Here is a 25,980-nt window from a genome sequence, read left to right as displayed (position 1 = left end):
CATGGCCCCGAAAATTGAAAAAACGAAGCCCGCCGGGGCGGCGGGCTTCGGGGCAGATTCTAACCAGCAACGACCAAGCTCAAGCGCAAGCTCTCAAATTTCCTCTTCAAGTATTTGCCCGTGCTCTTTCAACCAAGCTTTGGATTTTTCAGCACCAGGCACTTTGGCGCGAACGATGTTCCAAAAAGCAGGCGTGTGATTGTTCTCCAGCAAGTGCGCCAACTCGTGCACGATGACGTAATCAATCACCGACATCGGAGCCTTGATCAAGCGCCAATTCAGCCTTACGTTGTTTTTGGCCGTGCAAGACCCCCAACGCAAACGGTCATCTACGATGACTGCCTCGGCCAGGTCAACCCCCAACTCAAACGCCAAACGCTGCACTCGCGGAAGAATCACCTCTTGGGCTTGGGCCTGATACCAATCTCTGAAAGCTTGCCGAGTCTGCAGACGGTCACCCTGCGGAATCACAAAAGCACGGTCAAAAACGACCCGAGCATCAGATGCATCGGTCAAAGTGATCCTGTACTCGCGCCCCAAGTACAACGCCGACTCACCGCTGACGACCTCTTTACCTGGAGCATGAGTGCCCTGGTATTTCGGTGCGTTTTGCAATTTTTCAAACAGCCATTGCCGCTTGGACTGAACGACGCGATCAATGGCCTCGTCTGTCGCACTTTCAGGTGCCAGCACAAGAATCGAACTGTCACGCTCCACCGTGATCGTGAGCTTCTTGCGTTTGGCAGAACGAACAGTGGTGTAAGTCAGGTTCATTCGTTGGCGAACTGAATCAGGTCGTTGTTTCTCTCGGCAATCTCCATCATCCGGCTGATGATGTGTTTACGATTGAGTGCTAGGTTGGGCATTTTCATGAATTCAGGCTGCAACAGGGTTTTCTGCAAATCGGCCTGAAGCTTGTTTCTTGCAGGAATGCTTTCCCAAAATCCGGTCAGTTTGAGTTCTCTTTCAATTTCCGCATAGACATGCTGCGTCAACGCCACCAAAGCACTGATTTGACTCTCTTCGGTCCAGCCCAAATGAGCTGGCGGCTTTTCCATGGCCGTCGGGCCATCGGTCTCGGGTAGCTCCCCAAAAATCTCTTTGCGCAGCATCCGGAAAAACGGCATCTGCTTTTTCTTGCTCAGCCCATAAGTGGGCTCTTGGCTGGCGCTCACGATGCGTTGGCGCAGCTTTTCCAGCGCCTCGTAAATCTTGGCCCAATTCTGGGCAAAGTCTAAAAATATCTGCGCCAAAGCGTCTGCAAATGAAGCTTGCAACTCGGGATCATCGTTCAGCTCCACATCCAAATGGTTGCGCACAGCGTGCTCAATGGCGGCGGCTTTACTCTTGATCCCATTGCGTTTTTTGACTTCTTTTTGAAAGTCCTCATCCAAAATCGAAATCGGCTTGACCATCACATCAATGCCCTTCGACACCAGATAAGCGTCCGTGATCTGGCGCAGCTTGGGCGGTATGCCCTTCATGCTCAAGCGCTCATCGCGGAAATGTTTGGCTGCCAATTCATTGATCGCCACCAAGGCCTTGTAGTCCCCCATATGGTCCAGCGCTTGCCGGGCCGGGAAAACCAAGTTCAAGTTTTTGGTGAACACCTTGAACAACGCCATGAATTCAAAGCGCAGGTCTTCGTCGTAAAAGACGTCAAAGAATGCATCGTGGTCAGCCAGATCAGACAGGCCATTTTTGGCCAAAAACGCCGTGATGGCAGCATGGCTAGCCTGCAATTCGCGCAATTCGTCTTCAGGAAAACTGATGGCTTGCGTCAGCTCTTTTTGTTCGCGTTCATCGTAAGAATCCAGAGCTTTTTTCAGGTGGTGGCCAATGCCCACGTAGTCCACCACAAAGCCCTTGTCCTTGGTTTTCCCACCCACACGGTTGACCCGCGCAATGGCCTGTAACAGGCCATGCGCCACGATCACTTTGTCTAGGTACATGACTTGTTCAATCGGCGCATCAAAACCCGTCAGCAGCATGTTGTTGACGATGATGATGCCAACATCGCCGCTAACACCGTTGTCTTCCTTGTCAAACGGCAACTTGAAGCTCTTGATGGTCGCTTCGTGTTTGCTGCTGTCCGTGAAGGCTTTAAGGTGTAACTCATCGTTGTGGCTGCCCGAAATCACCACATCGCTTTTGAGTTTCTTCAAAACAGCCAAGTTGATGGGCTGGGGCTGTTGCTCCTCAGCCTCTTTCACGGCAGTCAGCAAGGCAGCATCCACATGGGTTTTGTAGCGAACCGCCGCCTCGCGTGAGGACGCCACAATTTGCGCCTTGTACCCGTTGGGAAACACATGCGTCAGGTAGTGCGCGACCATGTCTTGCGCTTTGGCCTCAATGGTGGTTTCGGCTTCCAGATAAGCAGCGCGAGAGCCAAAACCCAAAATCGTCAAGCGTTCATCGATTTGGTAGTCGCTGAACACGTCGGCAAACTTGGCATCCATACCCGGCTTGTCTTTGACTTCGGCGTTGTGCGTGCGGCCCTCGTAGACGATTTCCAGCGTCACGCCATCTTCAATGGCATCACGCATCGTGTATTTGTCGATGTACTCGCCAAACACCTTCTCAGTCTTGTCGATGGGCGTGCCGGTGTAACCAATCCGCGTGCAATTCGGAATGCCTTTGTCCAAATTAGCCGCCAGCTTGGAATATTGAGCACGGTGAGCCTCGTCGGTCATCACCAAAATGTGCGCGCTTTTGTTCAGCTCAGGGAAGGTGGCTTCCAGGTCCGCTTCACGGAACTTGTGAATCATCGCCATCACCAGATCCGACGCTTCGCTGGCCAGCAGTTCCTTGAGCGTTTTGATGCTGTCGGCCACCTTGACCTGAAAGCCAATGCTTTGGCTGGTCTCACTCAGCTGCTCTTCCAGCTGGGTGCGGTCGGTCACAAAAATCACTTTCCACTTGACCAGCGCTGCATGGCGGTACATCTCGCGCACCATGAACATCATGGTCAGCGACTTACCGCTGCCTTGTGTGTGCCAAATGATGCCACTGCGTGCGTGTGGGTTTTGGCCCGTTAACAAGCGGTTGACGGCTTCCTTCACAGCTTTGAACTGCTGATGCCTGCCCACCACCTTGATCAATTCACCTTTGTCGCTGGTGCTGAAAATGGTGAAGGTGCGGATGATGCTCAGCAAATTCGTATGCGCCATCATGCCAGCCACCACCCGCTGCTGGTCATTGGGGCTGCTGCCACCTTGCCGCAAATCATCGATTTTCATCGGGTACGGGTCTGCCCAACGGTAGAAGTGCTTTTCGTTGTGCGTGGTGATGGTGCCAAACTTGGCCTCGTTTCGGCACGTCACCACCAGGAATTGGTTGAACGCAAACAAGGCCGCGCTGCCCTCACCCTTGGCACCACGCTGCTCGCTGTAGCGCATCAACTGGTCGATGGCCTCAGGCAAAGCGTCTTTCACCTTGGGCGACTTGGCCTCGATCACCACCACCGGAATGCCGTTCACAAACAACACCACGTCTGGAATGATGTGGTGCTCAGTGCCCCGAATGCGCACCTTGAACTGGCATACCGCTATAAAACGGTTGTTCTCGACCTTGTCGAAGTCAATGAACTTGACGGTGGGGCTTTTCGCGCCTGTGGCGCGGTTCTCGCTCACGCTGGTGCCTTCGGTCAACAAGCGGAACACATGTTGGTTGTTTTGCAGCAAGTTGCTACCCGGCAATGCCGCCAGCTGCTGCACCACCTCGTCGGCTTGGTCGTCTTGCAGCCAGGGTTGAATCACCTTGAGCTGCGCACGCAGCACAGGCTGCATCAGCACCTCGGACAAATTGCTGCGGTGGGTCTCGCCTGGGGTTTGCTGTTGCGATAAGTCCAGCACCTCCCAGCCCATACCTTTGAGTTGGTCCAGCAGCGGCAGCTCAACGTGGTTGCGCTCGTCCAGCTTGATTTGTTGTTGACTGAGTTTGTTCATACCTTGTTCTTGTGGTGGAGCCACTGCCTCCCTAAGGCAGTCAATTTGTATTTTTGGAGTCGGCTGTTGGGTTTGTCCGGCAATGTGTAAGCCATCAAACCCAGTGACAGCAAGCGCTCCATGGCACGCTTGAAGTTGCCTGTTCGCTGGCTATACCCTGCTGCGACCAGCAGTTCTTGACCTGTTGAGGCTTGTCCCTCACAGGCCTTCAAAATGAGCTGTTCTGTCGCAGTCAGTTCGACTTGGGCCTCGACTTGGGCCTCGACTTGGGCCTCGACTTCGGGGGTGACTTGTTCGGTCTGCCGCTGTCCCGTCCGCAGCGCCTTCAAATACGCAGGATCAAACGGAAACTCCAGCCACATGTCATACGGGTCATAGCGCAGCACTGGCTTGGGCGAACCCGCCGCTTCGCAAGCCGCAAAAATCCGCTCCACCCCACGGCCCCAGGCCTCGATCTCGCCCGCCCTGAAAAAAACATTCGCAATCGCCGGGTTGTAGGGGCTGGACGAATGCGCGCCCAGCAGCGTATCCAAGGTCCAGCCCTCGGGCAGCACAGCGGGGTTCCACATGCGCAAGCGGTTTTCGTACACCCGAATCTGCACGGGCGCGGTCACCGCATAGTCGCGGTGCACCAGTGCGTTCAGCAATGCTTCGCGCAGCGCCGCACGCGGCACCGGAAAGGTCTCCACCCGCACAATGCCGTCGTAAGAAATGACCGCCTTCAGGTACTTGGTGAGCAACAAGTCCAGCGTGTTCTTGACTTGGTGAAACAAGTCGCCCTCCACCTCGTCGTGGTACAGCAGTTCAGTCTCAGACTCAAAAAAGCCCACCTTCACAAACGCCCCGGTCACAAAACGCTGGGGGTCTGCCGCAAACAACAAGGCGGCTGCGCGTTTGAAATACGCGCCCTCTTTCAGTCGCAACTTGTCCAGCAAATGGGCATCGCTGTCCACCGAGGTATGGGCCAGCGTCTCGGCATCGAGCCGACCGCTGCGCTGGGCCAACTGTCGAAACCGCGCCATGGCCGGTGCCGACACATCGGCCAGACTGAACTGGGGCAGCGGCACGCCGTCCCAAGTGCGACCATGGCGACCCAACAAAAAACGGTCCAGCGCCGCACCTTTGAGCTCTTGCAGCGTGCTGCCGCTGCGCATGTAGTAATGGCCCCGGTAGCTGATCGGGTTGGGGTACGCCTGCACCACCACCTCCAAATACGGCAGGTCAGCTTCGGTGTGCAGATTCACGTCCACCACAATGCCCAACAAGTCCCGCACCTTATTGGGCAAGTCTTCCAGCAGCTTGGCCGCGTCGGGCAAACCCACCACTTGCCCCTTGTCGTTCACCCCCAGCAGCAAGCGTCCGCCTTGCGCGTTGGCAAAGCCGCACACCCAGCGCAGGTAGTCGTCGCGCCAGACCTCTTTCCATTCGGTGTGCTGGGATTCCATACGTCTTAGCCTCAGTAATCAAACAGCTGGATTTCGTTGCTAGCAATAATTTCTTCCATTTCTGCCAGAGCTTTTTTACTCACAATCTTTTCCGGCTTGATCAGGTCTTTCAAATTGGTGGAGCCAAGCCAATCGTTGTTCCAAAGATCGACATCAAGGCCAGCGACCAATTGACACAAGGGCTCATCAAACTGCAGGACTTGATCAAACGTTACAGAAATCCGCTGCAACCAGATTTGCAAATATCCTGTATTGGGCACCGATGAAAATCGTTTTCGGATTTTTCCAAAAACCTCCGTACGCAACGTATCGCTCCCCAGACAAGCAAGCAACTTGCTCAAAATAGCCGCAATCAAGGGATGTGCCTTGGGATTCCGCATGCCGATATCAACAGCAATAGAGATCATCGGTAGCACACTGCTGCCGGATAGTTTTTTACCCACAATACGTCGCTGAAAATCTGACAAAGCACGCGTTAAGCTGCCAGAGTTTGGATGACTTTCCGAAAGATCATGTATCAACATCAAGTGCTTTTGAAGACCGTTGTGTCCCTGCTTGGATTTCAACCATGACAGCTTGTCAGCCTTCACAGATTCTCTGATGACCAAATTCGATAAGCGCGTCTTTGAAGAAGACAACTTGAGCCCAAGTTCGCTCAGAACTTCGGCAATGATTTTTAGAATCGCCTCACCCTCCAAAGGGTTGTTGACAAAGATCCGGTAGTCATCACGGTATCGAAGAATTTTGTAATCTTCAATATCCAAATTCTTAATACGCTTGGAGATGCCAAGGTCCACGTAGCCCAATACGATTTCAGAAATGAAATCCATCAACACAGAGCCGACTGGAATTCCATTCGTTTGGCCATGCTGCATGTCTTGCAACAATGCATCCATGGCATTTCCAACCAAACTCAAATCATGTCGATGATCTTTATCCTTGATGAATTTTTTCCCATGCACCGCCCAAGCAATAGAATGCGTGTAAATCGAGCCATAGCAATCAGTGATATCCGTATGCGTGATATGTTCGAATTCAAGCGCCAGCTCGATTGAGCGCTGCTCGACCTCTTGCCACCATTGAAGAATTTGCGCCGCTTTATCTTTACCCGCAGTGCTTTCAACGGGCAAGCTCAAGCAGATTATTTTTTCATTGGCGAAAAATTTTTGAAATCGATGTCCTATCGCTTCCCACGCATGCTCTTCAGTAATCAAATGCACCAATCTCACATAGAGGGCAGGATGGATCAACTGCATTGATCGCCATCCATACCGTCCGTCTTTGTTCTGAAGAATGGTATGACTGACATCATCAAAGTCTCTTGGGTTGCAATTTGCGGCCAACAAGGTTTTGAAATCTGTGCCTTTCAAAACTTTGCTGATGCTCAAAAGCATCTTCGAAAATTGGAAATAAGAAGGCAGCTCAAAATTGCAATAGCTTTCTTGCTTCAGAAAAAATGCACGAGCCTCCTCGTGTGTCAGGTCAAGCACAGAGCGCACGATAACCGCAGCGCTTTCATCTACTGCCGCCATCAAGCAGACACCTCAGGGCTCAATAAGTCAGTAACGCGCTTGCGGCCTGTGAGTAGGTCTTGCATCAGGGCGCGCTTTAAAGACTGACACTTGACCAGACGCGCATGAAACTCATCCGTTTTTCCGGTTGCAGAATCAATTGCTTGGGCAATTTTTACCTGCTCATCCAGTGAAGGCACGGGTATCTGTAGATTTTTAATAGACGGCAAATTCAGGCCAGCTTTCGCTCCAGATTCGTTCAATTTATCAAACTGGGCCTGCCCCAATTGACCATTCAAAAACCACCCAACAAATCGGGCATAGGCCCGGGAATTATCCAGACGGGTTAAGGCAATGTGTTGATTGACGTATGCAGTCTCGAACCCATCTGGAATAACCGCAACAATCCCAAGATCAGCAGTGATCGAAATCAGCAAATCATCTTTTTTGACCGCAGTTCTTTCACCTTCCGAAGACGCGGGTGGACTCACTCGAATCACATCGTCAAAGCGCATGTTGATGTGTTTTCGTGTCAGATTCCCAATGCGCAGAAAAAGCGCACCCTCAGTTGAATAGTACTGAGCCCATCCACGCGAACCACTTGTGACAAATTCCGAAACAGATTCCAAGATTTGAACTCCCCACTCCACCGGAATCCGCCCCAGCGGAGAATCTTTGAAAGCGTGGGTTTGCTCGGTGCGCAGTTGGCCATGTTCATCGATGCCGCGTGTCAGCAGGTCTTGCATCAGGCCGGTTTTGATGCGCTGCTGTTTGGCGATCAGGGCTTCGGTTTGTTCGATGGCTTGATCGACGGTCAAAAGGATCTGCGCAATCTTTTTTTGTTCATCCAAGGAAGCTGGAAACAGGGCGCTAAAACGCTCCAACTCTTTACGGGTAATGTGCTTCATGGTTGAACCATGCGAAGCAGCCGTTAACTCTGGCAGGAAAAACTCAATAAAAGCCTTCAAGAAAAAACGATCCACGCCTTCTTTTTCAACCACCTTGAACAAATGCTGATTGAGTGCGGCTGTACCGTGCTGCCAAATTTTTAGGAAGAGCGACGCACTCCAAGAAAAAAGTAAATCGCCGTTTTGAATTACCAATTTCTCAGGAATTTTTCCAGAGAAAAAGTCTGTTGATGCAAGAGGATTTTTGAGTTGCTCAATTCGAATGATCGGCAACCCATCCTTACCCCAATCCTCGGGTTTGAATGCATAGCCATTGATGTACTCGGCAAGCTCAGTGAGCCGCCTAGGAGCCCAACCAGACACTGAACTCATTTCAAATACCCCAAGCCAGCCATGAACGCATCCAAGGTTTTCAGGGTCTTGCTGCGTTCATCTTCCAGCGCTTTGCTCGACACGGCATATTTGTTCCAAAGATTTTCCAGCGCGGCAATCATCTGGCGCTTTTCGGAGTTCAAGTAGCGGTGCAACTCTGCCGTGGCCAGGTCGTGTAGCTTTTTCAGGATCAGCGTTTTGGCCTGTTCGTCGGTCAGCTGCCCACCAATGTCGGCCAGCACCTGGTCGGCGCGCTGGATGCGGGCGGTCAGTGCCGTCTGGTCTTTGCGCAGTGCGTTGATTTGTTTTTTCTCGTCTTTCTTGACTTCGCTCAGCGTGGCCAGCTGGGCCTTGATGGTATCCAGCAGTTGCTGATTTTCGGCCTTCACCTCGTCTGCGCCCTGGCGCTTGAGCAAGATTTTGAATTCCAACTCATCGCCCAGCACCTTGAGGGTGGTTTTGACTTCCTTGATGGTTTTTTCCAGCTTGGCAATGGCTTGGTCGTGGCGCTTCAACAATTCGCGCTCTTTGGTGGCGCTGGCGCCTTGGCTGCCCTCCAAGTCATCCAGCGCTTCTTTCAATGCTTTTTTGATGGCGGCGGCGTTAACGGTTTCGTCTTCTTCGGGCTCGTAATCAACAGCTTCTTGCGCGGCTTCTACAGCCTCAGCCAGTTCGCCTTGGGCTTCAGACAGTTTGGCCTCCAGCAATGTCAGACCGTCGGCTTCTTGTTGAAAGTACGCCGTAATCAAGTAGCTGTCGGGGATCAGGCTGTGGTGCCAACCGGTAGACACCACGGTTTTAAGGTCGTAGCGGATCTGTTGCCACCAGTTGACGAACACGCCAGCGCTTTTGTATTCGTCCAGCACGGCCAGCGGCATGAGCTTGCCCTTGAGGGTGCTGAGCAGTTCTTGGCGCACATCGGGCATTTTTTTGCCGCTGCGCAGTTGCGCAAAGTCGTTTTGCGCCACTTGCCACCACGCGGCCAGTGCATCGCTGTGCCGGTCCATGGTGGTCTTGACGGGCGCTTGCCCGTCCACCTGGGCTTTGATGTCGGCAAGGCTGGCCATGCTGTCTGCAAAGGCCCAATACCCTGCACGGGCAGGGGCAAACAAGGTGTTGGTGCTCAGGCCAAACTGTTGGAGCGCGCTTTGCACGCGTGCGCCATGGACTTCGTTGTCAGGCAAACCGCCCAACAAGTGGGCTTGCACGTCTTCGGGCTCGGGCGCAGGGGTGTTGTCCACATAGCGGCGGATGTTGAGGTTGAAGTCGTGCTCGTCCACGATGGTGGTTTTGTCCACCAGCCGGCTGTACTTGGGCAGCAGCAGCTTGTGGGTGAGCACGTAGTCGATTTTTTCGATGTCTTCGGGGCGTAGCTTGTTCTGGTTTTTGCCTTCGGCGTATTCGCGGTCGGCGTTGATGAAGAAGACTTTGTCCTTCAGGCTGTCGGGCTTGTTTTTGTTGATGACAATCACACAGGCTGGAATGCCCGTGCCGTAAAACAAACCCGGCGGCAGGCTGATGATGGCTTCGATCACGTCGTCGTTGATCAGCAGTTCGCGGATGAGCTTTTCTTTTCCACCCCTGAACAACACGCCATGAGGCATCACAGTGGCCATGTGCCCATTAGGCTTGAGGCTGGCCAGCATGTGCTGCACAAACATGAGGTCGGCTTTTTTGCCTGTCTCTGGGCACCATTCGCGGAAGCGGCTGGGGTGTTTGAGCGTGGCGCGGTTGTAGTTTTGTGAGAACGGCGGGTTGGCCAGCACACGGTCAAACTTGCGCAGGCTGTTGCCATCGAGCAAGAGCGGGTCTTCCAGCGTGTCGCCGTTTTCAATGGTGAAGCGGGTGACGTTGTGCAAGATCATGTTCATCACGCTGATCGACCACACATCGCCTTTGACCTCTTGGCCGTACAAGGCCAGATCGTTGGGGTTCTGCCCCTGCTCTTCGACGTATTGGTGGGCCTGAATCAGGAAGCCACCCGAGCCCACCGTGGGGTCGTAAATTTCATGGCCCGCCTGCGGCTTGGTGATTTGGACCAGCAAACGCACCACTTCGGCAGGGGTGTAGAACTCGCCGCCTTTTTTGCCTGCGCTGTCGGCAAAGAACTTGATCAGGTATTCATAGGCCGCGCCCAGCAGGTCAGGGAATTCAAAGTTGTCATTGACCAGCACAAAGTGCGGCTGGCTGAAGTGGTCCAGTAGTTCTTTCCACTTTTCATTGGGGACCTTGTTTTTGCCTTTGACGGCATTGAAGTCGATGTTGCTTTTGAGCACGCCATTGAGCGCATCGTTTTCATCCTCCACCGCTGCAATGGCTTTGTTGAGCATGTTGCCGATGCCGTGCTTGAGGTCTTTGATGGCGGGTACTTCGTTGCCGTCTTCGTCCAGCCATGACTCGCTCCAGCGGGCGCGTTTAGGGACGTAGAAAGTTTCGCCATACGTGGTTTTGTCTTCCAGCAGCTCTTTGAGAATATCCGGCTGGTCGAGCAAATGGGCGAAGTCTTTCTTGATTTGTGCGCGCTTAAGGTCAAACTCATCCGACAAGCGCTTCAAAAACAGCATGCCGAAAATGAATTCTTTGTATTCGGATGCATCCATCTTGCCGCGCAGGATGTCGGCAGACTTGAACAGGAAGCTTTCGAGCTGGGAGAGGGTTATTTTTGTGGGGGTCATGTATTCGTTGGGAACCGCGCCGCCTAAAAAACGGCTAGATAAAAGTATGCCAGACGACAACCCGAAAGCTTAGAGGATTTACCCCTCAATCCTGCTCCGCAAACCCCTGAAAACACGCTTTCAATTCATGCATCCAGCGGTGCTTGTCCGCCTCGGTGATGGGCGAGACATAGACAAAACCGGCCTTGATGGGCTCGGTGGATGGTTTGGGTGTTGGTGCTGAGATTTGGGCCTGTGCGGCCGAAACAAAAAAGCAGGCGGCCACGAGCGTGGCAGCGAGGTTTTTATACATGGTAGTCCTCTACATGGCCCCGAAAATTGAAAAAACGAAGCCCGCCGGGGCAGCGGGCTTCGGGGCAGATTCTAACTGCCGCAAGCAGGCCTTGTTCTAGCCTTTTGCTTGTCAAGACCTCAGACCAGCACCTGCTGGTCCAGCGCTTTGCTCCAATGCAAAACCTCCACGCTCTGGCGCAACCCGCAAGTCCAGAAGGGGTCGGTCTGCATCAGTTGATGGACACTTTCTTTGGACTCGGACTCCACGATCCACAAGCCACCTTGGGGCACCTGCCCAAGCTGCTCGCGCAAACTGCCCGCCACGCGCACTTGCACCTGATGTGCAGCCACCCAATCAATGTGGGCTTGCAAATGTGTGGCGCGCAAAGCGCCTTGACCGGGTCGGTCGGTGAATAGAACGGCAAACAACATGATCGGTCCTCCTCAATTCAACCCCTGGGCATCCACCCGGTTCTCAAAGCATGCGCCCAATCGGGACGGTCTCGCTTTTCTGCCAAAAGCGCCATGGCTTCGTGGTCATAGGGCACGCTGATCAACTCACAACGCCATGACCCATCGGATTTTTCGACCACCGCATAACGCGCATCGGGGCTGCCGTTCTCTTCGTGACTCACTGTGGCAAGCCAGTACGCAGCAAGCGACGCAAGCTCTGCGGATCGCTCGCAGCATCGATGAGCCCGGCCATCTCTTGGTAGCGCTGCCAACCGACAGCATCGGAAAAATGCTTCACCAAGCGCTCCTTCAGCAGGCTACGGGCCAGTGGCAGCTCGTCGATGCGCAGCGCCGCGTCGACCATGAGCTGGAAATACAGGTCCTGTTGCGCATGGCTGGCACCCAGGCTGGCCGCTTCATAGCGCAGCACGCGCATCAGGTCCAAAAATTTGGCGTACTCGCCCGTACCATACAAGGCCAAGGCGGCCGAGACAGCAGCGCCAGTCTGGGCCTGCTCCACGCCCGCCTGCGCATCGTCTTGGAAGCCTTTGAGCGCCTGCGCCAGCGCCTGGCGCCGCCCACTGCGGGCCAGGGCCATCGCTTGGTGAGGCGCGGTGAACACCACCAGGTGCTGCCCCAGGGTCTGCTCGGCCGAGTCGGCCACGCGCTCCCAGCGCTCGCCCACGTTCACGCCTTGAATCTCTAAGCGCGCAAGCAGTGAAGCTGCGTTCTGGATGTCCAGATAAAACATGCTGGTTGCGGGCAGGATTTCGCGGTCCAGCAGGTCCAGCACCTCGTCCATACGGCCCTGCGCCATGCGAAACAAGGCCAGGTGCCACCACACATGGCCGCGAAACAGGTTGAAGTCCTTGAGTCGGGGGGCCACAGCGCTCAGGGTCGCATCGCCTTCGCGCACGCGGCCCTGCATTTCGTAGACATGGGCCAAGGCGTGTAAGGCCCACAGGTCGGCATCGTGGTAGGCCAAGGCCTGCTGGGCATGGGTCTCGGCCAGCGCGTAGCGGCCGTCTTCTTCCAGGGCAAAGGCCAGAGGGCCCAGAGTCAGAGCGAATCCGGGCACATCGGGCTGCCAATGCGGGACGGCCTGCATGGCGCTAGCCAGCTGCCTTCGCTTGTCGCCGGTCCAAAAGAGCATGGCCGTGAGCTGGCGGTAGGCCAGCAGGTCCAGTGGCCAACGCGCCAGAATGCTCTCCAGCGCCTGCAGCCGGTCGGCGCCGCGGCCGTCGACCCAAGCCTGCAAGGTCTGAATGTGCAATCGCTCGCGCTCGGTGCCACCAGCGGCGAGTTGCTGCGCCTGTGCCAGGTAACGGCGCGCCTCGGGCACGCCTGAGCGCAGGCCATCGGTCATGAGCGCATAGCCGCGCAGCACATGGCCCATGACAAAGTCGGGCGACTGGTGCAGCAAGGCATCGACGCGCGCCTGCACGCCGGGACGGTAGGTGTAGATGTCGACGAGCAGACTCTCGTAGTGCAGCAGTTGCTCGGCGTTCAGACCTGTGGTGGGCAGGCCGCGAACATCGTTCAGACGGGGCATGAAGATGCTTTCTAAAAAAAGTGATGAAAAGGCCGGACCTGGCCAGAGGCAGAGGGTTCAGTCAATGACCCGGCAGTTTCAGATTGGCCTGAAAGCCCAAGTGCCCGAGCTTGGGCCCATACCTTGGCAATTTGAGCTCCAAGCTCGGTCTGTGGCCGACAGATAAAAAATGAGAACTAATGAGCCAATTATGAACCAGATATTGGGCAGCCCATGCCTCCAAGCTGGGTCACCCGAGTTCGAGACCAAACAACGATTTCCCCCGTTTTGGCCGACCCGGTCTTCAAAAAATCTGACACTCACAGATGGCTTTTTGATTTCTCTGCAGTGGCCATTTCAAAACCCTCCCTAGATGAACCTATAGGCCCGGCAAATAAGCCTTGAAATTTCAGACGCAACCCCATGCGTGTTCCATGGACAAAGGAGACGGCAGAAGGCTGTCGCACCAGGCCCAACACGAAAGGCGCAAAGCTGGAATTTACCCTGTGAAGCCGCGCCACGGTGATGCTGCTGGTCAAGCAGGCGTTTGACATTGACTTGCCAATTCGCACCATGGGCAAGTACCTCAAGCGCTGGGGCTTTACGCCGCAGCGCCCCATCAAAAAACCTACGAACAACGCACAGAGGCTTTACAGCAGTGGCTCAAGCAGGATTAGTCGGCCATTGCCAATCGGGCCCGTGCCGAGGACGCAGAGCTTCACTGGGGAGATGAGACAGCCGTGATCAACACCGATGAGCGCCTGAACGCCGCTCTCAAGCACGCGCTGGGCTCACAGGTGCAAGTGCGCACCAAGGACAAGCTCAGACAAGTCACCACCGCCCACATGAACATGTTGCAAAACAATCCCGAGCGCGTGCGCTCCTGCTTCGACGACCCCAAGCTCAAATATGCCGCTTGATCAAGACTTTGTTGCAGGGTGAACAGCTCTTCATTTGAGCTTTTGGCCGTTTTCTTTGCAACAAAAACACGTCAAGCCAAATCTTCCACCCGAAGAACTGCAGCGGCAGCGGGGCCTCCTGTCTGCTCTGACAGCGAGGCCAAAGCGCGGGTCAAGTCATCACCCCGCATACTTGCCGTCAAGCCCACCCAGGCCTTTCGATGCGCTTGTTCGGGATGCGTCACTTGCGCCATGTGTTGCAGCTCCACGCCATGGGCCTGCAGCCAACTGGGCCATTCGGCCTCAAGCGCTGGGTGCCCGCCCAGCTCAAACCTCAGGTAATGCCTGGAGGTCACCTGGCCTATGGGCATGACGGGCCAGCGCCTGAGCGCTGCCGGTTGCACCGATCGGTGCGGCACGCGCAAAGCCGCGCGCCCGGCGTCACCCGCGGCACCACAGCGGGCCACATCGATCAAATCAGCCACCACGGCAGAGGCCGTGGTCTGCGAGCCCGCACCAGCGCCGTAGTGAAAAGTCGGCCCTGCCGCATCGGCGCTCACCCAGATGCCGTTCATCGAACCCTGCACCTGCGCCAGCCAATGCGCCTGCGGCACCAGGGTTGGATGCACACGCACCTCGATGGCATCGGCACACTGCCGGGCAATGCCCAGCAATTTGATGCGGTAACCCAGGGCTTCGGCGCACACCATGTCCCAGGGGTCCAAAGCCGTGATGCCTTGTGCATGCACCCGGGCAAAGGGCACATCGGCCCCAAAAGCATTCGCCGCCAGCAAGGCGGTTTTGTGGGCGGCATCGATGCCCTCCACATCGAATGACGGATCGGCCTCGGCGTAACCCAACTCGGTGGCCAGGCGCACGGCCGCTGCAAAGCTCAAGCCTTCATCCTGCATTTTGGTCAGGATGAAATTGCTTGTGCCGTTGACAATGCCCACCAGCTCGTGGATGCGGTTGGCCGCCAAGCCCTCACGCAATGCCTTGATGATGGGGATGCTCACCGCCACTGCGGCCTCATAAGCCACCACCACACCACAGGCGTCGGCAGCGGCAAAAATTTCGGCCCCATGCTCGGCCAGCAAAGCCTTGTTGGCCGTGACCACATGCTTGCCTTGGGCAATGGCCTCCAGCACCAGGTCTTTGGCCAGCCCCACACCGCCCATGACTTCCACCACCACATCGATGCCCGGGTGGCGCACCAACACCCAAGGGTCACTCACCAGGGCCACACCCGGCCCCACCACCTGGGCGGCCTTGTGCAAGTTGCGCGCGGTGGCCATGACCAAGCGGATGGGCCGCCCGGCACGCTGAGCAATCAACTCGGCATTGCGTTGGAGCACCTGGCAGGTGCCTGAGCCCACCACACCCGTGCCGATCAAGCCCACACGCAAAGCGCCAAGACACGCTGCATCCGAGGCATCAGGTGATACAGAAAGACAAGAATTTTGAAACATGCAAATCTCCAAACAGTTGAATCCAGCTGCCGGGGCTGGTTTGTTTGGAAATCCACCAGGGGGCAGCCAGTAAGGCCACCCGCGCGAACTCAGGTGGCCGCGTTGGTTGTGGTGGTCATGATGTTGAACTGCTTGTGCAAACAAACCCATGAAGACCTGCCGCGCACGGATGCAGCGCCAGCGATGTCCGCAAGAGAGATGAGCACAAAAGAATTCAACATGGTTTGGAGTCTATCGCAAAAATTCATGGCATCCACCCGGTTCTCAAAGCATGCGCCCAATCGGGCCGGTCACGCTTTTCGGCCAAAAGCGCCATGGCTTCGTGGTCATAGGGCACGCTGATGAACTCACAACGCCATGACCCATCGGATTTTTCGACCACCGCATAACGCGCATCGGGGCTGCCGTTTTCTATGCGATGGAATTTGGAAAAAGGATATGGATGGTCGTCATCGTAAGCCGGTAAACCCACACTGCCCGGGTTGACGATGAGCAACTTTGAACTGAAACGAACCGCCCGTGCTACGTGGCTGTGCCCACAGGCCAGCAAGCTGATGTGTTCAGGTATTCGTCCTTCCAAACGCTCTTCAATCTCTGCCGCGCTTGCCAACCGGGCCGACTCGCCTTCGGGTGTCTCCAGCAAATATTCGATGTCGCTGCGAGGACTGCCATGGCACAGCGCCACGTCATGGCCCAATTGTTCAGGCCAAATTTGTGCCGTGTGCAGCCTGGGGTCTGCCGGGTCGGCGTGCGAGGTCAACCAATTTTTGACGAATGGGTTCAATTGACCCGATGTGTACGCATCCGACAAGTTCTGACGCTCAATCGGCAAGCACAACACCTGGCGCTCGTGGTTACCTGCAACATGCAACCAAGGCAAATTTTGAAGCCGGTCGGCGGTTTCAAGCGGCAGCAAAGGGCCACTCAAGCTGTCGCCCAAATTCACGACACACTGAATGTGTCGGTGCTTCATGTCGGCGATCACGGCATCCAGCGCTGCCAAATTGCCATGGATATCTGAAACAAATGCAAAACGCATCACGCCCCCTCTTGGTATGTTTTATCCCCGACCGGCAACCCAGCCATGACCGGCTTGCGTCAGTCTGTATTTTGGCAAGCGGCTGTTGGGTTTATCGGGCAGCGTCATCTCGAGCATGCCCAATGCCAACGCTGTTTGCAAGTCATGAATGCGGAAATGTTTCTCATCTTTCAGACCCAAAGCGATCATCAATTCGCTGCGACTCATCTCGCCCTTGAGGCGTTTCAACATGCGCCCCACTTCGAGGGTGACTTCGGGGGTGACTTGTTCGGTGACTTGTTCGGTGACTTCGGGGGCGGCTCGTTCGCTTTGCCCTGCCCCACCCTGAGCGCCCTCAAATACGCAGGGTCAAACGGGAACTCCAGCCACATGTCATACGGGTCATAGCGCAGCAAAGGCTTGGGCAAAGCCGCCGCCGCACAAGCCGCAAGCTGGGCCAACTGGCGAAACCGCGCCATGGCCGGGGCCGACATGGTCCAGGCTGAACTTGGGGCAGCGGCACGCCGTCCCACGTTCTGCCATGGCGACCCAACAAAAAGCGGTCCAGCGCCGCGCCTTTGAGCTCTTGCAGCGTGCTGCCGCTGCGCATGAAGTGGTGGCCCCGGTAGCTGATCGGGTTGGGATAAGCCTGCACCGCCAGCTCCAAATACGGCAGGTCAGCTTCGGTGTGCAGCTTCACGTCCACCACAATGCCCAGCAAGTCACGAGCCTTGTTGGGCAAGTCTTCCAGCAGCTTGGCTGCATCAGGCAAGCCGACCACTTGACCCTTGTCATTCACGCCCAGCAGCAAGCGGCCGCCTTGCGCATTGGCAAAGCCGAACAACCAGCGCAGGTAGTCAACGCACCAAGTTTCTTTCCATTCGGTGTGCTGGGATTCTTGCTGGAGCATCGCGTCATTTTGGCAGGCAAAAACCTCAATCCTGCTCCGCAAACCCCTGAAAACACGCTTTCAATTCATGCATCCAGCGGTGCTTGTCCGCCTCGGGCGCAAAGCTCGCCTCGATGCTGTTGGCCGCCAGCTTGTAGGCTTGTTGGGCGTTCAGGTGCAGCGCGGCAAAGGTCTGCACATAGTTGTCGTTCAAATAGCCACCAAAGTAGGCCGGGTCGTCCGAATTGATCGTCACGCACAGCCCCGCATCGAGCATCTGGCCCAGGTTGTGGTCGGCCAGATTTTGGAACACGCACAGCTTGAGGTTGGACAGCGGGCACACGGTCAGGGGCATGTGGCTGTTGGCCAGGCGCTGCATCAAGGCCGCATCGTGGATGGCTTGCACGCCGTGGTCGATGCGCTCGACCTTCAACACATCGAGGGCGCTCCAGATGTAAGCAGGCGGGCCTTCTTCACCCGCATGGGCTACGACGTGCAAGCCCAACTCGCGGGCACGGGCAAAGGCGTGGGTGAACTTTTCGGGGGGGTGACCCAGCTCGCTGGAGTCCAGCCCCACACCGATGAAGTGTTCGCGCCAGGGCATGGCTTCTTCCAGTGTGGCGAGCGCGTCTTCTTCTGACAGGTGGCGCAAAAAGCACAAGATCAAATCGGCGCTGATGCCCAATTGCGCCTGCGCATCGCGGCAAGCACGGTGCAGGCCTTCGATGACCGCGCCCATGGCCACGCCGCGTGCGGTGTGGGTCTGCGGGTCAAAAAACAGCTCGGCCCGCACCACATGGTCGGCAGCGGCTTTTTCAAAGTAGGCCCAAGCCATGTCGTAGAAGTCTTGTTCGTGCAGCAGCACGCTGGCCCCGGCGTAGTACAAGTCCAAAAAACTTTGCAAGTTGGTGAAGGCATAAGCGCCGCGCAAAGCCGCCACATCGGCATAGGGCAGCTGCACGCTGTTGCGCTGGGCCAGCGCAAAGATCAGCTCAGGCTCCAAAGAGCCTTCGATGTGGATGTGCAGCTCGGCCTTGGGCATGGCGCGCAGCAACTCGGGCAAACGGTCAGCAGCAACGGCGTGGACTTTGAACATGGTCAATCCTTAAAAAATTGGGCTCGAATGGTGGCTTCGTCAAGGTGCGTAAAACAGGTGTTGTGCCATGCCGTCAAAGGCCCATGGCCTGGCATGACTTGGCCTGCAGGGCCATAGCCGATGGCCTTGAACTTCCATGCGCCTTGTATCCACTTGAAGTTGCCCACGTGCTGGCCGGACGGGTCGTGCAGGGCACAGACAGCTTCGTTCAGAGGTTTCAAGAGGCCCTTAGACATGTTGCGCGTTCAGATGTATGGGCTTGGCTTACACCAGCTTTTCTACTCCACGCGCAAAGCTGACCGTCTTGTTGCTGAAAGCCTCGTGTTGCTCCTCCACTTTGCCGAGCTCGTACAGGTAATTGACCATGAGGCCGCACGACTGTTGCAGGCCTTTTTTGGACAGGTCGGCCGCCCAATTGATTTGGTGCAAGGTGGCGCCGTTGCTGAGGTGAAACTTGCCCACGGCATCGCCACGCGACTCGGGGGTTTTGTACATCAGGTACAGCGCACAAAGGCGCATGAGTGCCGCTTGCTCGGCCGCCTCACTGCGCTCAGGGCGCCAGCCCGCCTTCAGGCGCTCTGCCCAAGTCAGGCTGCCCAGCGCCAGGCTTTTTTGGGCCTCTTGCCATTTGCGCGTGTGCGTGGGGCTCAGGCGCTCTTCGGGCAGCGGCGCTCCCGCGTCCAACCACTGGGTAAAGCCCGGAATGGGCGACAGGGTGCAAAAGGTTTTGAGAGAAGGCACTTCCTCGATCAGTTTTTGCGCCACGCGCTTGATCAGAAAATTGCCCAATGACACCCCTTTGAGGCCCGGCTGGCAATTGCTGATGGAGTAAAAAATCGCCGCCTTGAAACTTTTGGCCTCGCCCACCGGGGCCAGTTTGTTGATCAAACCAGCCACGTCTTTGGCAATGCCCGGCACCAAGGCCACCTCGACAAAAATCAGCGGCTCACCGGGCAACTGCGGGTGAAAAAACGCATAACAGCGCCGGTCCGGTTGCAAGCGACGGCGCAAGTCGTCCCAACCATCGATGGCGTGCACCGATTCGTGTGCAATGATTTTTTCGAGCAATTGCGCGGAAGAGTTCCAGGTGATTTGGTGCAACTCCAAAAAGCCCGGGTTGAACCAGGAGCTGAGCAAATGGTGCATGTCCGCGTCTGTGGCACGAAAAGCCGGATGGTCCTTGAGGTAGGACAGCAGCGTCTGGCGCATTTTCAAAATCGTGGCCGTGCCAGCAGGTGCCCGGTTCACCCGCCGCAGCATCTCTTGCCGGGGTGGCTCCACGGTCTGGAACAAATGGATCAAGCTGGCCTCGTTGCGCTCGGTGTTGTAGCGCTGGGCCGCATCCACCACCAAGGCCGGGTCGGGGTTGAACTGGTTGGACAGAAAATGGAAAAAATCAATCTGGCTGCGCTTGTCCAAGTGCTCGTAATGCTCGATCAGCTTCACGGCCATGCTTTGCGCATTGGCCTCGCCCCGGGCACTGAGCAGCTTTTTGGCGCTCAGCTTGGCCGCATCGAGTTTCTTGTTTTGAATGAAGCGTTCCAGCATGGGGCCCTCGGGTGTCTGGGTATTTGGCTAATTTTGATGCCATCAGAAATCATTTTGACAGCTTACACCGGAGACAGCGTGAACAGCCCATTTTTTACACCAAAGGACGGAGATGACGTCAAATACCGACAGAAGCACCTTTTTTGACGGATGCATGCGCGCATTGGGTGGCTTCAAACGGCTTCAGCGGGTCTGAAAATCGCCCCGCTCCATCCACCACGACACCGCAAAACCCGCGACCAGGCCCCAAAAGGCCGCGCCAATGTTGAACAGGCCGATGTCGGCCACGGTGACCAACAGGCTGACCAATGCGCCCAGGGAGTGCTTGCCCGCACCGAAGGAGGCCACAAACGCGCCCTGCAAGACACGCAGCATGGCCAGGCCGCCCAGCACCATGATGAATTCTTTGGGCGCGGCCAACATCAAACCAGTGAAGGTGGGGGCCATCAGGCCAAACAGCACGGCCAGCACGCCAAACATCAGCGCCCCGGTGTAGTGGCGGGGTTTTTCGCCAGACGAGGTGAGCAAGCCGTTGGTCGGACCCGTCAGGCACGTGCTGACCGCACCGAACACCGCGCTGACGGCCGCGCCCAGGCCACAGGCCACGGCGATGGCGTTCACTGGCGGCGCGTGCCCGGCGTTTTTGAGCACCGCCACGCCCTGCCCGTTTTGCACCACCAGCACCGTGATGGCCAAGGGCAGCACCAACTCCAACATGGCCGCAAACGACCACACCGGGGCTTGGATGACCGGCTGCGCCAAAGTCAATTGGCCCACCGCTGCGGTGTCCAGCCGGCCCGACACTGCCACGGCCAAAGCGCCCACCAACAAAGCGCCGATCACGGGCGGCAGGCGCTTGCCCCAATCGGCGCGGGCCGAGAGCAACAAAAACACAGCCACCATCGGGGCCGCAATCGCCACATCGCTTTGCAGCGCCCGCACAATGTCCAAACCAAAGCGCAAGAACACCCCGGCCACCATGCCCATGACAATCGGCATGGGCAGCGCCGCCATGACGCGCTTGACCCAGCCGCTCAGGCCCAGCACCAAGACCAATGCACTGGTTGCGTAAAAAGCACCAATCACCTCGGCAAAACTCAGGTGTTGCAAGGCCGGGCCGACCAGCACAGTGCCGGGAATCGTCCAGCCAAAGGCCAAGGGCGTGGTGTAGCGCCAGCTCATCAGCAAAGTCACCAAACCATTGACAAAAAACACCCCGAACACCCAGGACGCCAGCTCCTCGGGCGACAAGCCACCGCCCGTGCCCACCGACAAAATGATGGCCACCGGGCCGGTGGCGGCAAAGATAAAACCAATCAAGGCATTGGCGGCGTAAGTGCTGCCAAAGTCAGACAGGATTTGCCGCCAGCTTCTGCGAGCGGCGGCGGGAGCTTCGAGGTGCTTGAACAACGCTGAGACCTTTGCGGGGTGTGAAACGATGCCAGCGTATCAAACCTCTTGGGCTTTGCCGTCACCAAGGGGCCAGAAGGATTAAAAAAAGCCGCCTGACTTGCGTCAGGCGGCCTTCAAACAGTTGGGAGATGGATTCACGACAAGTCGCGAACGACCAGTCTCAACCCAATTCACTTGCCTGGAATCTTGCCTTCCACGCCCTTGACGTAGAACATCACGCCGCCCAAAAATTTGTCGTCGGCGACCACATCTTTGGCCAGCATTTCTTTACCGGCCTGGTCCACGATCGGGCCTTTCCAGATGGAGAAGCTGCCGTCTTTCAAGCCCGCATTGATTTCGTCGATGCGCTTTTTGGTGTCTTCTGGCACATCAGCGGCCACGTTGACCATCTCGATCGCGCCTTCTTTCACGCCCCACCAGCTCGAGCCGGTGCTCCACTTGCCTTCGAGGGCTTCACCCACGGCCTTGACGTAGTAAGGGCCCCAGTTGATCACAGCCGAACCCAGGTGGGCCTTGGGGCCGTAGGCGGTCATGTCCGAATCCCAGCCAAAGGCGCGTTTGCCCATTTTTTCGGCGGTCTGCAACACGGCCGAGGAGTCGGTGTTTTGCATCAGCACGTCCGCGCCACCGTTGATGAGCGAGGTGGCCGCTTCGGTTTCTTTCGGTGGGTTGAACCACTCGTTGACCCAGACCACCTTGGTCTTGACCTTGGGGTTGACCGATTGCGCACCCATGGTGAAGCTGTTGATGTTGCGCACCACTTCAGGGATTGGGATCGAAGCCACCACGCCCAAGACGTTGGTCTTGGTCATCTTGCCCGCGATCACGCCCGCCATGTACGCGCCTTCGTAGGTGCGGCTGTCGTAGGTGCGCATGTTTTCGGCGGTTTTGTAGCCGGTGGCGTGCTCAAACTTGACTTCTTTGTTGTCCGCCGCGACTTTGAGCATGGGCTCCATGTAACCGAAGGTGGTGCCAAAAATCAGTTTGTTGCCCTGGGCCGCCATGTCACGGATCACGCGCTCAGCGTCAGCGCTTTCTGGCACTTTTTCAACGAAGGTGGTGACCACTTTGTCACCAAAGGCTTTTTCGATTTCCTTGCGGCCGTTGTCGTGTGCAAAGGTCCAGCCGCCGTCGCCCACAGGGCCCACATAGGCAAACGCGATCTTCAGGGGCTCGGGCTTGGCGGGCGCAGCCGCTGGGGCCTCGGCCTTGGGGGCTTCTTCTTTTTTGCCACAGCCAACCAGTGCGGCGGCGGCCACAACGGTCAGGGCCACCATCTTGACGATGGAGCGCTTGGAGAGGTCTGTCATGTCGGGTCCTTTGGAACAGGGTTACAGGGGTTGAAAAAAAGCAATTATGAACCGGGGTAAAACGGCTTGCCTAGCGATGCAGGCATGTTCACGCGAATCCAGGTCGGGTTGCGCGAGATCAGGGCCAGCACCACGATGGTGGCGATGTAGGGCAGCGCCGAGAGCAACTGGCTGGGCACTTGCACGCCCACACCCTGCAAATGGAACTGCAGCATGGTCACGCCGCCAAACAGGTAAGCACCAAGCAATACGCGTGCCGGTCGCCAGGTGGCAAAGGTGGTCAAGGCCAGCGCGATCCAGCCCTTGCCCGCCACCATGCCCTCGACCCACAGCGGGGTGTAGATCACCGAGATGTAGGCCCCGGCCAGGCCACACAAAGCCCCGCCCGCCACCACCGCCGCCAAGCGGATGCGGCGCACCGGGTAGCCCAAGGCATGGGCCGAGGCAGGCGACTCGCCCACGGCGCGCAGCACCAAACCGGTGCGGCTTTTGTACAAGAACCAAATCAGGGCCACCACCAGCAGCATGGCGCCGTACACCAGCGGGTGCTGTTTGAACAAAGCAGGCCCCAACAGCGGAATGTCGGCCAGCCCAGGAATGGCAAATTGAGGCCGCTCGGGCAGCTTTTCCTTGACGTAGCCAATGCCCACAAAAGCAGAAAAGCCCACGCCAAACAAACTCAGCGCCAAACCCGTTGCGTATTGGTTGGTGTTCAGCCAAATCACCAGCACACCGAAAATGGCGGCCAGCACCGCACCCGCGCCCATGCCCGCTGCAAAGCCCAGCCAGTCGTTGCCGGTGTGCACCACGCAGGCAAAGCCCGCAATGGCCGCGCACAGCATCAGGCCCTCGGCGCCCAGGTTCACCACCCCGGCTTTTTCATTGATCAGCAAACCCAAAGCGGCCAGCGCCAGCACGGTGCCAGCGTTCAAGGTGGCGGCGATCAGCAATGCATACGACTCCATCACAGGCCTCCTGTCTTTGGCGCTGCCCCGTTGGCAGCCACCCAGCGCAAGCGGTAGGCCACCAAGGTGTCACACGCCAGCAAACAAAACAGCAGCAAACCCTGGAACACGCCGGTGATGGACTTGGGCAGGCCCAAGCGCGATTGCGCCAACTCGCCGCCGATGTAAAACATGCTCATCAGCACCGCCGACAAGACCATGCCCGCCGGGTGCAAGCGCCCCACAAAGGCCACGATGATGGCCGCAAACCCATAGCCCGCTGGCACATAGGGCGTGAGCTGGCCAATCGGCCCGGCCACCTCCAAAGCGCCCGCCAAACCCGCCGCCCCACCCGAGACCAGCAGCGCCACCCACAGCGCCTTGCGCGAGGAAAAGCCGGCATAGCGCGCCGCCGCCGGGGCCAAGCCGCCCACTTGCTGGGCAAACCCAGCGCGGGTGCGGAACAAAAAGACCCACAACAAAGCCGCCCCAAGCAGCCCCAACAGCAGGCCCACGCTGACACGCGAGCCGTCCATCAAACGCGGAATCTGCGTGGCCTTTTCAAAGGTTTTGGACTGCGGAAAATTAAAACCCGCCGGGTCTTTCCAGGGGCCGTAAACCAAATAGCTCAGCACCATGCCCGCCACATACACCAGCATCAGGCTGACCAAAATCTCGTTGGCATTGAAACGGTCGCGCAAAAACGCCGTGATGCCCGCCCACAACATGCCGCCCCAAACACCCGCCAGCAACACCGCCAACACGATCCAGCGGCCCGTGTCTTTGTCCGCCAGCAAGGCCACACCCCCGGCGCACACCGCACCCATGACAAACTGCCCCTCGGCCCCGATGTTCCAGACGTTGGACCTGAAGCACACGGACAAACCCAAAGCGATGATCAAGAGCGGCGTGGCCTTGACCATCAACTCGCCCAAGGCGTAGCTGGTTTTGATGGGCTCCCAAAAGAACATTTGCAGCCCGCGCACCGGGTCTTTGCCCAGCGCCATGAACAGCGCCACACCCAGCAGCACCGTGAGCACCAGCGCCAACACAGGCGAAGCATAGGTCCACAGGGGCGAGGCCTGGGGCCGCATTTCAAGCTTGAGCATGCTGTGCCTCCTGGGCTTGGCCCTGGGCTGGGGCGGCGTCGGGCCACAGGCCACTCATCCACTCGCCCAGGCGTTCCACCGTGGCCTCGGTGCGCGCCACCGAGGGCGACAAACGGCCCTTGGCGATCACATGCATGCGGTCCGACAACTCAAACAACTCGTCCAGCTCTTCGCTCACCACCAGCACCGCACAACCCGCGTCGCGCAGCGCCAAGATCTCGGCGCGAATTTGCGCGGCCGCACCCACGTCCACGCCCCAGGTGGGTTGCGAGACGATGAGCAGCTTGGGCGACGCGCTGATCTCGCGCCCCACAATGAACTTTTGCAAATTGCCGCCCGACAGCGATTGCGCGGCAGCTTCTGGCCCTGAGGCCTTGACCTTGAAGCGCTCGATGATGCCGCGCGCCTGATCGGCCAGCGCGCCCATGCGCAACCAGCCGCCCGCGCCCACGGCTTCGCTGCGCGTGAGCAGCAGGTTTTGCGACAGGCTGAGCGATGGCACAGCGCCCCGCCCCAGCCGTTCTTCGGGCACAAAGTGCAGGCCCATTTGGCGGCGCGCCGCCGGACCCCAAGCCGCCACCGGCTGGCCAAACAAGCTGACGCTGGCCGCGCCGCACTGCACGCCCGCCCGGGTGTCTTCACCCGACAAGGCCCACAGCAGCTCTTTTTGGCCATTGCCCGAGACACCCGCCAGGCCCACCACCTCGCCCGCGCGCACCTGCAAATCCATGCCGTCGAGGTCCACCCCAAACGGGTCTTGGCGCGTCAGGCTCAGGCCCCGCACTGCCAACACCACCGCACCCGGCTCGCGTGCCACATGCTGCAAAGCGGGGGGCTCGGCGCCAATCATGAGGCGGCTCAAACTGGCGTTGGTTTCTTCGCGCGGATCGCACACACCCGTCAGCTTGCCGCCGCGCAGCACGGTGCAGGCGCTGCACAGCGCGCGAATCTCATGCAGCTTGTGCGAGATGTACAAAATGCTCACCCCCTGGCTGACCAGTTGGTGCAGCACCAAAAACAACTTGTCCACGGCTTGCGGTGTCAGCACCGAAGTGGGCTCGTCCAGGATCAACAACTTGGGTTCGGTCAACAAGGCGCGGATGATCTCGACCCGCTGCATCTCGCCCACGCTCAGGGTGTGCACCGGGCGCTCGGGCTCCAGATCCAGAC

General features: G+C 57.4%; 23 protein-coding genes and 1 pseudogene. 1 reads left to right on the top strand and 23 read right to left on the bottom strand.

Annotation, left to right across the window (positions count from 1 at the left end; translation table 11 throughout):
• Nucleotides 1–93 precede the first annotated feature (93 nt).
• The 10 genes from ACIQ39_RS05710 to ACIQ39_RS05665 form a co-directional block, all read right to left on the bottom strand.
• Nucleotides 94–774: a M48 family metallopeptidase gene (locus tag ACIQ39_RS05710; protein ID WP_396433645.1), complete on the bottom strand. Its 681-nt coding sequence runs from the start codon at nt 772–774 to the stop codon at nt 94–96.
• Entirely contained in the window at nt 771–3,947 is a 3,177-nt protein-coding gene (locus ACIQ39_RS05705; protein WP_396433644.1) for a type I restriction endonuclease subunit R, read from the bottom strand. Before ACIQ39_RS05705 ends, ACIQ39_RS05710 begins: the two co-directional genes overlap by 4 nt.
• Nucleotides 3,944–5,392 carry an ATP-binding protein gene (locus tag ACIQ39_RS05700; RefSeq protein ID WP_396433643.1) on the bottom strand — a complete coding sequence of 483 codons (1,449 nt, stop codon included), beginning with the start codon at nt 5,390–5,392 and terminating at the stop codon, nt 3,944–3,946. The genes ACIQ39_RS05705 and ACIQ39_RS05700 overlap by 4 nt, the downstream gene beginning before the upstream one ends.
• A gap of 11 nt (nt 5,393–5,403) precedes the next feature.
• On the bottom strand, nt 5,404–6,924 hold the full coding sequence (locus ACIQ39_RS05695) for an RNA-directed DNA polymerase (protein ID WP_396433642.1): 1,521 nt from the start codon (nt 6,922–6,924) through the stop codon (nt 5,404–5,406).
• Nucleotides 6,924–8,183, bottom strand: coding sequence for a restriction endonuclease subunit S (locus tag ACIQ39_RS05690; protein WP_396433641.1), 1,260 nt, complete (start codon nt 8,181–8,183; stop codon nt 6,924–6,926). The genes ACIQ39_RS05695 and ACIQ39_RS05690 overlap by 1 nt, the downstream gene beginning before the upstream one ends.
• Complete coding sequence (locus ACIQ39_RS05685; RefSeq protein WP_396433640.1) at nt 8,180–10,858, bottom strand: N-6 DNA methylase; 2,679 nt, start codon at nt 10,856–10,858, stop codon at nt 8,180–8,182. Before ACIQ39_RS05685 ends, ACIQ39_RS05690 begins: the two co-directional genes overlap by 4 nt.
• 85 nt (nt 10,859–10,943) lie before the next feature.
• A complete protein-coding gene (locus tag ACIQ39_RS05680; protein WP_396433639.1) occupies nt 10,944–11,150 on the bottom strand; it encodes a hypothetical protein in 207 nt (68 codons plus the stop codon).
• A 119-nt stretch (nt 11,151–11,269) separates the two neighbouring features.
• Nucleotides 11,270–11,563 (bottom strand): YciI family protein, encoded by a 294-nt coding sequence (locus tag ACIQ39_RS05675; protein WP_396433638.1) that lies wholly within the window; start codon nt 11,561–11,563, stop codon nt 11,270–11,272.
• A gap of 17 nt (nt 11,564–11,580) precedes the next feature.
• On the bottom strand, nt 11,581–11,766 hold the full coding sequence (locus ACIQ39_RS05670; protein ID WP_396433637.1) for a hypothetical protein: 186 nt from the start codon (nt 11,764–11,766) through the stop codon (nt 11,581–11,583).
• On the bottom strand, nt 11,763–13,136 hold the full coding sequence (locus tag ACIQ39_RS05665; RefSeq protein WP_396433636.1) for a tetratricopeptide repeat protein: 1,374 nt from the start codon (nt 13,134–13,136) through the stop codon (nt 11,763–11,765). Before ACIQ39_RS05665 ends, ACIQ39_RS05670 begins: the two co-directional genes overlap by 4 nt.
• 489 nt (nt 13,137–13,625) lie before the next feature.
• Here ACIQ39_RS05665 and ACIQ39_RS05660 point away from each other — a divergent pair.
• A pseudogene (locus ACIQ39_RS05660) lies at nt 13,626–14,035 on the top strand (winged helix-turn-helix domain-containing protein); the annotation flags it as partial.
• A 71-nt stretch (nt 14,036–14,106) separates the two neighbouring features.
• Here ACIQ39_RS05660 and ACIQ39_RS05655 read toward each other — a convergent pair.
• From ACIQ39_RS05655 to ACIQ39_RS05595, 13 genes are all read right to left on the bottom strand, one after another.
• Nucleotides 14,107–15,483, bottom strand: a complete 1,377-nt coding sequence (locus tag ACIQ39_RS05655; RefSeq protein ID WP_396433635.1) for a homoserine dehydrogenase — start codon at nt 15,481–15,483, stop codon at nt 14,107–14,109.
• Between the two features lie 89 nt (nt 15,484–15,572).
• On the bottom strand, nt 15,573–15,704 hold the full coding sequence (locus ACIQ39_RS05650) for a hypothetical protein (protein ID WP_396433634.1): 132 nt from the start codon (nt 15,702–15,704) through the stop codon (nt 15,573–15,575).
• A gap of 23 nt (nt 15,705–15,727) precedes the next feature.
• Nucleotides 15,728–16,522, bottom strand: coding sequence for a metallophosphoesterase family protein (locus ACIQ39_RS05645; RefSeq protein ID WP_396433633.1), 795 nt, complete (start codon nt 16,520–16,522; stop codon nt 15,728–15,730).
• 21 nt (nt 16,523–16,543) lie between these two features.
• Nucleotides 16,544–16,753 carry a Fic family protein gene (locus tag ACIQ39_RS05640; protein WP_396433632.1) on the bottom strand — a complete coding sequence of 70 codons (210 nt, stop codon included), beginning with the start codon at nt 16,751–16,753 and terminating at the stop codon, nt 16,544–16,546.
• Nucleotides 16,754–16,856: 103 nt separating this feature from the next.
• Entirely contained in the window at nt 16,857–17,411 is a 555-nt protein-coding gene (locus ACIQ39_RS05635; protein WP_396433631.1) for a helix-turn-helix domain-containing protein, read from the bottom strand.
• 25 nt (nt 17,412–17,436) lie between these two features.
• A complete protein-coding gene (locus ACIQ39_RS05630; protein ID WP_396433630.1) occupies nt 17,437–18,486 on the bottom strand; it encodes an adenosine deaminase in 1,050 nt (349 codons plus the stop codon).
• Nucleotides 18,487–18,488: 2 nt separating this feature from the next.
• Nucleotides 18,489–18,722: a hypothetical protein gene (locus ACIQ39_RS05625; protein ID WP_396433629.1), complete on the bottom strand. Its 234-nt coding sequence runs from the start codon at nt 18,720–18,722 to the stop codon at nt 18,489–18,491.
• Between the two features lie 28 nt (nt 18,723–18,750).
• The gene (locus ACIQ39_RS05620; protein ID WP_396433628.1) at nt 18,751–20,034 is read right to left on the bottom strand and encodes a malonyl-CoA decarboxylase; all 1,284 of its coding nucleotides are present in this window, start codon (nt 20,032–20,034) and stop codon (nt 18,751–18,753) included.
• 183 nt (nt 20,035–20,217) lie between these two features.
• A complete protein-coding gene (locus tag ACIQ39_RS05615) occupies nt 20,218–21,444 on the bottom strand; it encodes a benzoate/H(+) symporter BenE family transporter (RefSeq protein ID WP_396433627.1) in 1,227 nt (408 codons plus the stop codon).
• A gap of 173 nt (nt 21,445–21,617) precedes the next feature.
• The gene (locus tag ACIQ39_RS05610) at nt 21,618–22,757 is read right to left on the bottom strand and encodes a BMP family ABC transporter substrate-binding protein (protein WP_396433626.1); all 1,140 of its coding nucleotides are present in this window, start codon (nt 22,755–22,757) and stop codon (nt 21,618–21,620) included.
• A 44-nt stretch (nt 22,758–22,801) separates the two neighbouring features.
• Nucleotides 22,802–23,722: an ABC transporter permease gene (locus tag ACIQ39_RS05605; protein ID WP_396433625.1), complete on the bottom strand. Its 921-nt coding sequence runs from the start codon at nt 23,720–23,722 to the stop codon at nt 22,802–22,804.
• Entirely contained in the window at nt 23,722–24,810 is a 1,089-nt protein-coding gene (locus ACIQ39_RS05600; protein ID WP_396433624.1) for an ABC transporter permease, read from the bottom strand. The genes ACIQ39_RS05605 and ACIQ39_RS05600 overlap by 1 nt, the downstream gene beginning before the upstream one ends.
• On the bottom strand, nt 24,797–25,980 hold a 1,184-nt coding region (locus ACIQ39_RS05595; protein ID WP_396433623.1), incomplete at its 5' end, for an ABC transporter ATP-binding protein. The genes ACIQ39_RS05595 and ACIQ39_RS05600, both read right to left, overlap by 14 nt.

This window comes from Limnohabitans sp., from assembly GCF_044361645.1.
Lineage (GTDB): Bacteria > Pseudomonadota > Gammaproteobacteria > Burkholderiales > Burkholderiaceae_C > Limnohabitans_A.
The sequence above is the reverse complement of the archived record's forward strand: the minus strand, read 5'-3'. Positions and strand labels throughout refer to the sequence as shown.

Excerpts from the sequence above, each read along its gene's own strand:
- ACIQ39_RS05710 (WP_396433645.1), bottom strand. The coding sequence starts at position 774 with ATGAACCTGACTTACACCACTGTTCGTTCTGCCAAACGCAAGAAGCTC.
- ACIQ39_RS05705 (WP_396433644.1), bottom strand. The coding sequence starts at position 3,947 with ATGAACAAACTCAGTCAACAACAAATCAAGCTGGACGAGCGCAACCAC.
- ACIQ39_RS05700 (WP_396433643.1), bottom strand. The coding sequence starts at position 5,392 with ATGGAATCCCAGCACACCGAATGGAAAGAGGTCTGGCGCGACGACTAC.
- ACIQ39_RS05695 (WP_396433642.1), bottom strand. The coding sequence starts at position 6,924 with ATGGCGGCAGTAGATGAAAGCGCTGCGGTTATCGTGCGCTCTGTGCTT.
- ACIQ39_RS05690 (WP_396433641.1), bottom strand. The coding sequence starts at position 8,183 with ATGAGTTCAGTGTCTGGTTGGGCTCCTAGGCGGCTCACTGAGCTTGCC.
- ACIQ39_RS05685 (WP_396433640.1), bottom strand. The coding sequence starts at position 10,858 with ATGACCCCCACAAAAATAACCCTCTCCCAGCTCGAAAGCTTCCTGTTC.
- ACIQ39_RS05680 (WP_396433639.1), bottom strand. The coding sequence starts at position 11,150 with ATGTATAAAAACCTCGCTGCCACGCTCGTGGCCGCCTGCTTTTTTGTT.
- ACIQ39_RS05675 (WP_396433638.1), bottom strand. The coding sequence starts at position 11,563 with ATGTTGTTTGCCGTTCTATTCACCGACCGACCCGGTCAAGGCGCTTTG.
- ACIQ39_RS05665 (WP_396433636.1), bottom strand. The coding sequence starts at position 13,136 with ATGCCCCGTCTGAACGATGTTCGCGGCCTGCCCACCACAGGTCTGAAC.
- ACIQ39_RS05655 (WP_396433635.1), bottom strand. The coding sequence starts at position 15,483 with ATGTTTCAAAATTCTTGTCTTTCTGTATCACCTGATGCCTCGGATGCA.
- ACIQ39_RS05650 (WP_396433634.1), bottom strand. The coding sequence starts at position 15,704 with ATGTTGAATTCTTTTGTGCTCATCTCTCTTGCGGACATCGCTGGCGCT.
- ACIQ39_RS05645 (WP_396433633.1), bottom strand. The coding sequence starts at position 16,522 with ATGCGTTTTGCATTTGTTTCAGATATCCATGGCAATTTGGCAGCGCTG.
- ACIQ39_RS05640 (WP_396433632.1), bottom strand. The coding sequence starts at position 16,753 with ATGTTGAAACGCCTCAAGGGCGAGATGAGTCGCAGCGAATTGATGATC.
- ACIQ39_RS05635 (WP_396433631.1), bottom strand. The coding sequence starts at position 17,411 with ATGCTCCAGCAAGAATCCCAGCACACCGAATGGAAAGAAACTTGGTGC.
- ACIQ39_RS05630 (WP_396433630.1), bottom strand. The coding sequence starts at position 18,486 with ATGTTCAAAGTCCACGCCGTTGCTGCTGACCGTTTGCCCGAGTTGCTG.
- ACIQ39_RS05625 (WP_396433629.1), bottom strand. The coding sequence starts at position 18,722 with ATGTCTAAGGGCCTCTTGAAACCTCTGAACGAAGCTGTCTGTGCCCTG.
- ACIQ39_RS05620 (WP_396433628.1), bottom strand. The coding sequence starts at position 20,034 with ATGCTGGAACGCTTCATTCAAAACAAGAAACTCGATGCGGCCAAGCTG.
- ACIQ39_RS05610 (WP_396433626.1), bottom strand. The coding sequence starts at position 22,757 with ATGACAGACCTCTCCAAGCGCTCCATCGTCAAGATGGTGGCCCTGACC.
- ACIQ39_RS05605 (WP_396433625.1), bottom strand. The coding sequence starts at position 23,722 with ATGGAGTCGTATGCATTGCTGATCGCCGCCACCTTGAACGCTGGCACC.
- ACIQ39_RS05600 (WP_396433624.1), bottom strand. The coding sequence starts at position 24,810 with ATGCTCAAGCTTGAAATGCGGCCCCAGGCCTCGCCCCTGTGGACCTAT.